12 protein-coding genes and 1 pseudogene are annotated in these 10,903 nt (G+C 66.0%); all 13 read right to left on the reverse strand.

The window, feature by feature from the left end; all coding sequences use genetic code 11:
* Positions 1-409: 409 nt before the first annotated feature.
* Positions 410-790 (reverse strand): desulfoferrodoxin family protein, encoded by a 381-nt coding sequence (locus ACMO6A_RS07685; protein ID WP_009304755.1) that lies wholly within the window; start codon positions 788-790, stop codon positions 410-412.
* 175 nt (positions 791-965) lie between these two features.
* Positions 966-1,799: a prolipoprotein diacylglyceryl transferase gene (lgt, locus tag ACMO6A_RS07690; protein WP_009304756.1), complete on the reverse strand. Its 834-nt coding sequence runs from the start codon at positions 1,797-1,799 to the stop codon at positions 966-968.
* 92 nt (positions 1,800-1,891) lie between these two features.
* Positions 1,892-2,110 (reverse strand): hypothetical protein, encoded by a 219-nt coding sequence (locus tag ACMO6A_RS07695; RefSeq protein WP_009304757.1) that lies wholly within the window; start codon positions 2,108-2,110, stop codon positions 1,892-1,894.
* 112 nt (positions 2,111-2,222) lie between these two features.
* Positions 2,223-2,819 carry a pyridoxal 5'-phosphate synthase glutaminase subunit PdxT gene (gene pdxT / locus ACMO6A_RS07700; protein WP_009304758.1) on the reverse strand — a complete coding sequence of 199 codons (597 nt, stop codon included), beginning with the start codon at positions 2,817-2,819 and terminating at the stop codon, positions 2,223-2,225.
* Positions 2,820-3,000: 181 nt separating this feature from the next.
* Positions 3,001-3,891, reverse strand: coding sequence for a pyridoxal 5'-phosphate synthase lyase subunit PdxS (gene pdxS, locus ACMO6A_RS07705; RefSeq protein WP_009304759.1), 891 nt, complete (start codon positions 3,889-3,891; stop codon positions 3,001-3,003).
* A 135-nt stretch (positions 3,892-4,026) separates the two neighbouring features.
* Positions 4,027-4,317, reverse strand: a complete 291-nt coding sequence (locus tag ACMO6A_RS07710) for a hypothetical protein (protein WP_009304760.1) — start codon at positions 4,315-4,317, stop codon at positions 4,027-4,029.
* Between the two features lie 33 nt (positions 4,318-4,350).
* Complete coding sequence (locus ACMO6A_RS07715) at positions 4,351-4,584, reverse strand: NifU family protein (protein ID WP_009304761.1); 234 nt, start codon at positions 4,582-4,584, stop codon at positions 4,351-4,353.
* Between the two features lie 59 nt (positions 4,585-4,643).
* Positions 4,644-6,137, reverse strand: coding sequence for an LCP family protein (locus ACMO6A_RS07720; protein WP_009304762.1), 1,494 nt, complete (start codon positions 6,135-6,137; stop codon positions 4,644-4,646).
* 9 nt (positions 6,138-6,146) lie between these two features.
* Positions 6,147-7,436 carry a UDP-N-acetylglucosamine 1-carboxyvinyltransferase gene (gene murA / locus ACMO6A_RS07725; protein WP_009304763.1) on the reverse strand — a complete coding sequence of 430 codons (1,290 nt, stop codon included), beginning with the start codon at positions 7,434-7,436 and terminating at the stop codon, positions 6,147-6,149.
* A 348-nt stretch (positions 7,437-7,784) separates the two neighbouring features.
* A complete protein-coding gene (gene tsf / locus ACMO6A_RS07730; RefSeq protein WP_009304764.1) occupies positions 7,785-8,645 on the reverse strand; it encodes a translation elongation factor Ts in 861 nt (286 codons plus the stop codon).
* Positions 8,646-8,756: 111 nt separating this feature from the next.
* Positions 8,757-9,545: a 30S ribosomal protein S2 gene (gene rpsB, locus ACMO6A_RS07735; protein ID WP_009608822.1), complete on the reverse strand. Its 789-nt coding sequence runs from the start codon at positions 9,543-9,545 to the stop codon at positions 8,757-8,759.
* A 285-nt stretch (positions 9,546-9,830) separates the two neighbouring features.
* Positions 9,831-10,595: a helix-turn-helix transcriptional regulator gene (locus ACMO6A_RS07740; RefSeq protein ID WP_009304766.1), complete on the reverse strand. Its 765-nt coding sequence runs from the start codon at positions 10,593-10,595 to the stop codon at positions 9,831-9,833.
* Between the two features lie 107 nt (positions 10,596-10,702).
* Positions 10,703-10,903, reverse strand: a pseudogene (locus ACMO6A_RS07745) (MFS transporter); the annotation flags it as partial.

Here is a 10,903-nt window from a genome sequence, read left to right on the forward strand (position 1 = left end):
GCCCCGATGAGACCCTGCGCGCGGCGGCGAAAGAAGAGACGCCCGCGAACAGGAGCGATACAGGAGGAGGCCTCCCGACGAACCCGCAGCACCGTCGGGGACTTCCGAATTCGATGCTTTTTCGCCATCCGAGGAGCCGTCGGAAGCTCGGAGGCCATGGCGCGCGGGCGAGACGGATGCGGGGATGGGCCGCTCGGGCGGCAAGCGCGACGCATGGTGCGAACCCCGCGCAGCCGCGCCGCGCGGGCAAAACGCCAAACGCGACCGAACGAGTGCCTAAACGCCCATTCAGCACAAATGTTTCACGTGAAACATCCGCAGCGGTAACACGCGCGCCGACCGCAACGCAAACGAAAACGCCCGCCCCGCGAAGCGGGACGGGCGCGTCATGCGCGAAACGCAGGGCCGTCTACACCTCAGCGACCCAAAGGCCGTGCAGGTTGCAGTACTCGTACACCTTGAGAGCCTCATCGCCTTCGGCAATGGCGAAGTCGGCGACGGGAGCATCCTCCGGCGTCAGCTCGACGATCTGGTAGCCGTTCTTCGTGACCAGGCAGATGAACGTGATGTAGTGCTCCGGAGTCATGGGATGCAGCGTGCTGCCCACCTCGACGTGCACGTTCGAGCCGTCGACGCGCACCACGGGCACGTGCTTCTCGACCGCGGCATCGGTGGTATTGGCAGTGAGCTCGGTCATCTTCTCGCCACAGCACACCAGCGGCACGCCCGCGTCGAACGGCTTGATGGCGATGTTGCCGCAGTGCATGCACTTGTAGAACTTGAGATCCATGGGAAGTCCCCCTTCGTCGTCTGATAAAACTTGCAGCCAATATGATCTGTTGCCAGTTTAGCTTCGCCCGGCAAGCAAACCGTTACCGCAGGCAAGGTTGCCGCCGAACCGTAACCAATCGCACGGCTTAGCGAGTCGAAGCCTCGAGGAGCCGTGCGTTCGATTCCCTTATATGTTACTCAGATTGTTTCATTTCAGGAAGCCCTTTTTGGGGCTTTTTCACGACAAGCGCATAAACCAGCACGCCGGCGCCCACGAGGATCAGCGGCACCGATAACAGCTGCCCCATGGTAAGCCAGCCACCCCATAGATAGCCCAGCTGCGCGTCGGGCTCGCGCACAAACTCGACGAGGAAGCGGAAGCATCCGTACATGACGAGGAACGTGCCCAGAAACGTGCCGCGCGGACGCGGCGGCATGCGTCGCGACAGCAGATACAGCACGGCGAAGATGACGACGCCCTCGAGAAAGGCCTCGTAAAGCTGCGACGGATGGCGCGGCATCGTGCCCGCGGCGCCTCCGAACACCACGCCCCAGGCGGCGTCGGTGGGCGCGCCCCACAGCTCGCCGTTGATGAAGTTCGCGCAGCGGCCGAACAGCAGGCCCAGCGGCGCGCCGATGCAGCCGAGGTCGGCCAACGTGAGGTACGGGATACGAGTGAGCTTCGCAGCCGCGATGCCCGCCAAAAGCGCGCCTATAAGCCCGCCGTGGAAGCTCATACCGCCTTTGTTGAACGCGAGGATCTGCTCGGGATGCTGGAAATAGTACCCCTCGCCGTAGAACAGCACGTAACCCAGCCGTCCGCCCACGATGACGCCTATGATGACGCAGAACATGATGGTCAGCAGTGAATCCGCATCCACGCGCACGCGCCAGCGGCGCGCGACGCGCCAGATGACGAGGCCCGCGAAAACGAAGCCCAGCACGTAGGCGACGCCGTACCAGCGCACGGTGAACGGGCCGAACGCGAACAGGACGGGATCGATGGATTGGTAGATGTCGTTGAGCATGTCGTTCCTTCGCAGCCCGCGCGGCACGGGCATTCGGTTGTCGTTCGAACCGCATAGAAAAAAGTTCCGCCGGCACGATGCCGACGGAACCGCTACTCAAGGCCCATGCCGGCGCCCACTTCGAGGGCGGCGAACCGCACCTCCTCGTACAGCTGCGGCGGAATGGGCTGCATGCTGGACACGGTGGCTTTGCAGTGCGGGCAGCGCAGCGTGAACATCGCGAGATCGGCGCGCACCACCATCATGGACTCATAACGGCACACGTCCAAACCGACCGCCCCGCACGCAGGACAGGTCACGCCTTTGCTCATAGGTTCACGCTCCTCTCGCTTCGTCGCCCGCCTTCCTTCGTCTTCATTGTAGCAGAACTCGTCGAGCGCGCTCCCGCGATTGGAAACGCCCCGGCAACGCAGGAGAGGCTCCTCACGACCCGACGACGCGCTCCAGGAAGAAAGCATGCACGCGGGAATCGTCGGTGAGCTCGGGATGGAACGCCGCGGCCAGCGCGCGGCCTTCGCGGACGGCCAGCGGCTCGCCGTCCTCGGACGTGCTGAGCACCTCCACGCCCTCGCCGAGATCGGCGAAGCGCGGGGCGCGGATGAACACGCCCTTCACCGGGTCGCCCTCGATGCCCGCCCACGGCACCGTCGTCTCGAACGAGTCGATCTGCCGCCCATAGGCGTTGCGGCGGATACGCACGTCCATCAGCGCCAACGGCTCCTGGTCGGAGCGGGCCCCCTCGATGTCGCGCGCCATGAGTATAGCACCGGCGCACGTGCCGAACACGGCCATGCCGGCCGCATGCGCGGCGCGCAACGGCCCGTACATGCCGTGGATGGCCAGAAGCTTCGCGATGGCCGTGGACTCGCCGCCCGGGATCACCAGGCCGTCCAGCCTTTCCAGCTCGGATGGCCAGCGCACGAGGCGCGTGTCGGCCCCCAGGCCTTCCAGCATCCGCCGATGCTCCCGGAAGGCGCCCTGCAAGGCCAGGACGCCGATCGTCTTTCTCACAGGTTCCATTGACACCTCCCTGGTTGGCGTAGTAAGTCAGCGAGGGGCGCCGAGGCGCCCCGAATTCGTGGGATGGCGGAGGCGCCGCGTACTTCGGTACGCAAACCTTCGACATCGCGCGAAGGCGGGGCACCTCGGTGCGCCGCAGCGTCGAGCAGTTCCGGCGGCTGGCAAGCCGCCGGAACCCGCCTTACCAGCCGCGGCCGGCCATGAGCTCGTTCTCGGGAATGTCCGAGATCTCGATGCCCACCATGGCCTCGCCCAGATCGCGCGAGACGCGGGCGATGGTGTCGGGGTCGTCGTAGTTCGTCGTGGCCTCCACGATGGCCCGGGCGCGCTTGGCTGGATCGCCCGACTTGAAGATGCCGCTGCCCACGAACACGCCGTCGCAGCCCAGCTGCATCATCAGCGCCGCGTCGGCGGGCGTGGCGATGCCGCCGGCCGAGAAGTTCACCACGGGGAGGCACCCGTGCTCGGCCACCCACTTCACCAGCTCGTAGGGCGCCTGCAGGTCCTTCGCAGCCGTGAACAGCTGCTCGTCGCGCAGGCCCTTGATGCGGGCGATGTCGGTGGTCACGGTGCGCATGTGGCGCACGGCCTCCACCACGTTGCCCGTGCCCGGCTCGCCCTTCGTGCGGATCATGGCCGCGCCCTCGGCGATGCGGCGCAGAGCCTCGCCCAGGTTGCGCGCGCCGCACACGAACGGCACGTCGAAGTCCCATTTGTTCACATGGTACTCGTCGTCGGCCGGGGTGAGTACCTCGCTCTCGTCGATGAAGTCCACGCCCAGGCTCTGCAGCACCTGCGCCTCCACGAAATGCCCGATACGGCACTTCGCCATGACGGGGATGGACACGGCCTCCACGATGCCCTCGATCATGGTGGGGTCGCTCATGCGGGCCACGCCGCCGTGCGCGCGGATGTCGGCGGGAACGCGCTCCAGAGCCATGACGGCCACCGCGCCCGCGTCCTCGGCGATCTTCGCCTGCTCGGGGTTCACGACGTCCATGATGACGCCGCCCTTCATCATCTCCGCGAACCCGGTCTTCACCTTCAGCGTGCCGTGAGCCTGCTCTGCCATCGTCTCCCTTTCGTCGGTTCTTTGCTGGTATGGGGGTAGCGCGCGGCCGCGCAGATGTCCTGCACGGCCGCGGTTGCTCGCTGCGATTGTCGCGCGCTCCTCGCGGATGCGCGCGTTTCGAACCGGTTCGCCCTGCTAGAGCAGAAACCGGTTCGGATTGCCCTGCCTCGTGACTTCGCCAGTGCGCTCGGCCACGCCAGGGCCGTGCTCCAGGAAGTGCTCGCAGAAACGACACACCTCCTTGACGGCCGCGTCGTAATCGCGCTCGGGATTCAGCAGCTTGTTGAAATCCTGGCACACCTCGTGCGTCGAGCGCGTGCATGCGGCGAAGCGGCAATCGGCAGGGCACGGCTCGCCCGGGATGTTGTGCGGGCAGCGCGACATCATCTCCTCGTCGCACCCGCGGCGTTCCCAACACTGCGCCATATCCGCCTCCTTCGCCTTCGAAATCGATCCGGTTTACAGGTCGGCCGGAACGACCTTCGTCACGCCGGGAACGCGCTCCTTGAGGATGCGCTCCACGCCGTTGGCCAGCGTCATCTGGGACATGGGGCAGCCCTTGCAGGCACCCTGCAGCTCCACCGACACCACGCCGTCCTCGTTCACGTCGACGAGGCGCACATCGCCGCCGTCCGCCTGCAGGCTGGGGCGGATGAGCTCGAGCACCGCCGCCACATCGTTCTTGTCTACCATGGTAAAGCTCCTTCGTTGAACTTGAACATCTTGCTTTCAGGTGCCGATTCTACCACAGTCTACGATGTGGGCTTCCAATCCTTGCCGAGAACCACCAACACGTCGGTATCGAACGTGTAGAAACCCGCCCCGGGCACCGTACGGCCCAGGCCGAGCGATGCCACCACGGTTTCCGCCGCCGCCTCGAACGCGTCGTCGTTGTACACGACGAGCGTCTCGTCGTAAACGTACGTGTCGGTGTTGCCCGTCTCGGTCACGTCGAAGCCGCGGTCTTTCAGCGCGTCGGCGATCTGGCCGGCTCCGCCCGTCACGCCCGAGCCGTTGCGTACGGTGATGGTGAAGCTGCCCGGATCCACCTGGGGCGCCGTTTGCTCCACCACGGGCTCGGAACCGGCCGCCACGAGCTCCATCATGCTCTTCCAGGCATCGGAAGACACCGCATACGAGCTCGCGCCATCGCGCGCGGTCTCGTAGCCGGGCACAAGCGCCCCGTACACCGAGGAAGAGTCCACACCGCGAAGCGCATCGGCGACGGAAAGCGCGGCCGCAGCCGAAAGGTCGGTCTGGAACGACCCTCCCACGTTGTCGAGCGTGGCGAGGAAGCTCAGCCGCCCTTCCCCCAGAAGGCGCAGCGACAGTGCCGTGAGCAGCTCGCGCTGGTTCGCCGCCTGGACTTCGAGGCCGTTCGAGAAGTTGCTGGCGCGCAAAAACGTGAGCGCCTGCGCGCCGTCGAGCGTCTGGGCGCCCGCCGGCAGGTAGGCATCGCCCGCGTTCGGGTCGTCCACCTCCTCGGCCACGTTCACCTCGACGCCGCCGAGGACGTCCACGAGGCGCACGATGGATTCGGCGTCGGTCTTCACGTAATGAGCCACGTTCACCCCTGCGAAGTCGGCCACGGCCGACACGAGCGCGGCATCGCCCTCCTGCGTCGAAGCCTCACGCAGCGGGTGCTTCTTGCCGTCCTTCAGCGATACCTGCAGCGTAGGCGGAATCGAGACGACGGTGACGGCGCGGGTCTCCTCGTCGACGCGCACCAGCGCGATGGCGTCGGGGCCGTCCGTCGCATTCGCCGAGCCCGGCGCATCGAGGTCGGCCGACACCACCGTGTAGAACGCCTTCGCATCGGCCTTGGGAGCAACGAGCGCCGACGCTGCATCGGAATCCTTGAGCCCGAGCTTCGCATCGAGCGACCCGAAGAACGTCGCCACGCCGACGGCGGCGGCGACGGCAACCGCCACGAGCAGGCAGACCGCGATCGCGACGATGCGGCGGATGCGCGCCTTACGTTGGATGTCCTGGGCGAATTCGCGACGGCTGACGCGACGGGCGTATTGCGACGAGCTCTCGCCCGACGATGTGACGGGCAGAATAGTTTCCACGATGCCGCGAGCCGCGCGCTTCCTTTTGCGCGGGCTGGAGAATCCCACCGCCTCGCCGTTCATATGACGCGACGAGCGTCGCGGCACATGGGTGCCGACCGTTGCCGACCTCATGCGATGCGACGTAAGTTTCGCACGAGCCTGCGTCAGGCCCTGCTTGCGTTTGTTGACCATGGGAGCTCGCTACCGGGACGTCTGGGCTTGCTCGGTTTCAGCGCGCACGACATCGGCGCCGAGAGCGCGCAGCTTGCCCACGTAGTCCTCGTAACCGCGATCGATATGGCCGATGTTGTGCACGCGAGTCTCGCCCTCCCCCGCAATGCCGGCCAGCACGAGAGCCGCCCCGGCGCGCAGATCGGTGGACGACACGTCGGCGCCCTGCAGCACGTCCACGCCGCGCACGAGGGCGTGATGGTCCTCGATGGCGATGTCCGCGCCCATGCGCATGAGCTCGCTGGCGAACATGAAACGGTTCTCGAACACGTTCTCGGTGATGACGGACATGCCGTCGGCGAACGCGGCCAGCAGCATGAACTGCGCCTGAAGGTCGGTGGGAAACCCGGGATGCGGCAGCGTCTGCAAGTCGATGGGAGCCAGCGGGCGCGTGCGGCCCACGGTGATCCAGTCGTCGCCCGTCTCCACGTCGCAGCCCATGGCGCGGAGCTTCATGAGCGCAACGCGCAGATACGACGGATCGATGCCGTGCACGGTGACGGGACCGCCCGTCAGCGCGCCTCCGGCCAGGAAGGTGCCGGCCTCGATGCGGTCGCCCACCGTCGTGTGCTCGCAAGGATGCAGCGAAGAAAGCGGCACGCCCTCGACCTCGATGATGTCCGAGCCCGCGCCTGTGACGCGCGTCCCCATGGACACGAGCATGTTCGCAAGATCCACGATCTCGGGTTCGCGCGCGGCGTTCTCTATGACCGTGGAGCCCTCGGCCGCCACGGCGGCCATGAGCAGGTTCTCGGTTGCTCCCACACTGGGGAAGTCGAGTACGACGTGCGCGCCGTGCAGCCCGTTGGGCGTGCTGGCCTCAAGGAAGCCGTGGTCGATGGAGAACTCCACGCCGATAGCCTCGAGGCCGACAAGATGCATGTCGATCTTGCGAGCGCCGATCTGACAGCCGCCCGGCATGGCCACGCGGGCGCATCCGAAGCGGCCAACGAGCGGGCCGAGCACCGAGATGCTCGCACGCATCTTCGACACCAGCTCGTAGGGGGTCTCGTGCTTGTCGACGGCGGAGGTGTCCACCGTCAGCGTATGGCCGTCGCGCTCCACCCGCGCGCCCAAACAGCGCAGCACGTCGGACATGATGCTGATATCCGAGATGAGCGGGACGTTATGGATGGTCGTTTCCCCCTGGCCCAGCAACGCGGCGGCGATCAGCTTGAGCGCCGAGTTCTTCGCGCCCGACACGGCGACGTCGCCGGCCAGCGTGTTGTTGCCCTGTACGATGATGATCTCTTCAGCCATGGAAGCATCCTCCGCGCCCGCGACGACGAGGGTCCGGGCGTTGGTTTCATTGGGTGGCGGACGCCGTCCGAGGCGCCCTTCGCGGTACCCACCATTATAAGAACAGGGAGGCTGCGCGCCCACCATCATCACAACGAAAGCAGAAGGGCCGATAGCTGCTGGTACCGAAACGAAGAACGCAGGTTGGCGCAGCAAGACAGCGAGAAGCCCCCTCGTGCCGATAGTCGGCTCGTTTCGCGGCTGAGCGTACTTCGGTACGCGAAGACAAGCGAAAAGAGCCGAGGATCGGTGCGAGGGGGCTTCGCAGCGTCGAGCGGTTCCGACGGCCGTCAGGCCGCCGGAACAAAACTATTCTCCCAGCACGAAGCGCTTGAAGTCGACGATCTTGATCTCGCCGCCCAGGTTCTTCGCAACCTCGGCCGTGTAGTCGTTCACGGACTGGTCGGGGTTCTTCACGAAGGCCTGCTCGGTCAGCGTGCTCTCCTTGAAGAACTTCTCCAGACGGCCGACGGCCATCTTCTCCTGGATGGCCTCGGGCTTGCCGGACTCGGCGGCCTGAGCCATGTAGATGGCCTTCTCGTGCTCGACGACGGCCGGGTCGACGGCCTCGCGGGTGGCGGCCACCGGAGCGGCGGCGGCAACCTGCATGGCCACGTCGCGGCCGTACTGCTTGAAGCCGTCGAACGCGGGGTCGATGCCCTCGACGTCGAACTGCACGAGCACGCCGATCTTGCCGCCGCCGTGGATGTAGGACGACACGGCGCCGCCCTCCACCACCGCGAAGCGGGCGAGCTGGATGTTCTCGCCCAGGGTGTGGATGGCGTCGGTGACAACGGCTTCCACCGTCTCGCCTTCGGCGTCGGCGGCCTTGAGGGCGTCGAGGTCGGCAGGCTTGGCGGCCAGGGCGGCCTTGGCGATCTTCTCGGCGTAGGCCTTGAACTTGTCGTTCATGCCCACGAAGTCGGTCTCGCAGTTCAGCTCGACGACCGCGCCGGACGTGGCGTCGTCGGAGACGATGGCCATGACGGTGCCTTCGTTGGTGGCACGGCCGGCCTTCTTGGCCACGGCGGCCAGACCGCGCGTGCGCAGCACGTCGACGGCCTTGTCCATGTCGCCGTCGGCTTCGACGAGCGCCTTCTTGCACTCCATCATGCCGGCGCCGGTCATTTCACGGAGTTCCTTGACCATGGAAGCGGTAACAGCAGCCACGTTGTTCCTTTCTCTCACGATGCCGCGGCCTTGGGACGCGGCGGGGTGTCGAGCGCCGCAGCGCGGGAAGGGCGCGACGGCGCGTTCAGTGCGGTAGATGCGCAGATCAGCTTATTCGGCGGCAGGGGCAGCGGCCTCGGCGGGCGCGGCCTCGGCGGCAGGGGCCTCCACGGCGGTAGCCTCGACGGCGACCTCGCCCATGTCGGCGGCGGTCACCGGCACGCCCACGCCGGCGATGACGGCGTCGGCGATGAAGTCAGCCAGCAGGCGGACCGAGCGGATGGCGTCGTCGTTGGCGGGGATGCCGAAATCGACGTCGTCCGGATCGCAGTTCGTATCGAGCGTGCCCACCACGGGGATGTCGAGACGACGGGACTCATGGATGGCGATGGCCTCGCGGTTCGTGTCGATCACGAACACGGCGTCGGGCGTGCGCTTCATGTTGCGGATGCCGTTGAGGTTCGTCTGCAGCTTGGACAGCTCCTTGTGCAGCAGGATCTGCTCCTTCTTGGGCAGCACGGCCATGCGGCCGTCGGCCTCCATGGCCTCCAGCTCCTCCATGCGGTTCACGCGGGAGCGGATGGTCACGAAGTTGGTCAGCATGCCGCCGAGCCAGCGAGCGTTCACGTAGGGCATGCCGCACTTGTTGGCAGCGTCGGCGACGGCCTCCTGGGCCTGCTTCTTCGTGCCCACGAACAGCACGGTGCCGCCCTTCTTGGCCAGCTCGGACACGAACGTGTACGCCTGGTCGAGGCCCACGAGCGTCTGCTTGAGGTCGATGATGTAGATGTCCCCGCGGCTGCCGAAGATGTACGGCTTCATCTTGGGGTTCCAACGGCGCGTCTGATGGCCGAAGTGGCTGCCCGCATCGAGCAGCGAAGTAATGCTGACTTTCGTCATGACTCTCTCCATTCGTTAGTCCTCTGCTTGCGGTCATCCCCGAGATCCGCAGCCTTTTTCAGTTGGCCACTAGCGGATCGGGTCGCGCAAGCATGCGTATTTAGAAACTGCAGAAGTATACCACGCCCCCAAGCGTTTGCAAGCGGAAAGCGCAAAAGGACGCAGTTGTGCGCGGTTGCCCACAACTGCGAGCGGATACGGCGAATTCGCGGCCGGCCGACGGCGGCGCCCACGTTCAAGCCGAAGACGAGCTGCGCAACGAGATCAGGCGTCAGTACGACGCCCTCAAAGGAGGGATTGGATCGTGAAATCGGGGGCGCCGTTGTAGAAGGACACGTCGACGCGGCGATCCATCATGACGGAGTGGACGAGCAGAGCGGCCGCGGCGGCGAAGCAAGCGAACAGCGCCAACGGCACGAACGAGAACATCTGAATCGATTGGAGCATGCCGGGCATGAACATGCCCAAGACGAGCAGCGCGACACCGCCGCCGACGCCCCGCATCTTCCGACGGCGCGCTTCCGCCTTCTCCTCCGGCGTGTAGCAGTCCTCGACCACCGGGTGCTCCTTGCGAAATGCCGCATGGCTGCGATACGCCGGAACGAAAAAGCACAGGCCGAGCGCGATCCCTACGAGGTGGACGACGATGTTCGCCGAAACCGTCGTGCTGTTGTAACCGCCGCCTGTCACGAACATCGCCACCCCGAAGCTCATGACGATCACCGCCACGCTCGCAGCGACATCCCACGCACGGCGGCGCATGTGCTCGTCGTAGCCGTCCTTATCGACAGGCATGGCTGCGGAGGCTGGCTCGGCCTCCACGATCGCCTCGCTCGCCGTCGCGCAGCCGGTTAAGTCGCCCCGTACGAGGTCGTCGAGCGAGCACTCGAACAGGTCGCACAGCTTGATGAGCTTGTCCATCTCGGGGTAGCTTTTCTCGGCTTCCCATTTTGCCACGGACTGGCGGCTCACGCCGAGCAGCGTCGCAAGCTGCGCCTGGCTCAAATCGCGCGTTCCGCGCAGATGCTGGAGGTTGTCTCGGAAGCTCATAGGATTCTCCTCTCGCTTGCCTTCTCCCTACAGCATGCACCGAAACCGCGGTTCCCTCAACCAACTTTCGGATGCTTTTCACGGTTTTTCTCGACAACCGGAAGTTGTCACCGCTGCTTACCGGCCGGTTTGCGCATGGCGCGGGCGTAGAAGAACGCGACGAGCAGCCCCGCCGCCGCGATGACGACGGCTATCGAGAGGGTGTGCTCGAACGCCGCGGCGTACGCCGACGCCTTCGCCGCGCCCGCCGCCGTGTCCCTGAGCACGTCGGCCGACAGCACGCCGACGAACAGCGACGAGCCGATGGC

Source organism: Eggerthella sp., assembly GCF_048329335.1.
In the GTDB taxonomy this organism is placed as follows: domain Bacteria; phylum Actinomycetota; class Coriobacteriia; order Coriobacteriales; family Eggerthellaceae; genus Eggerthella; species Eggerthella lenta.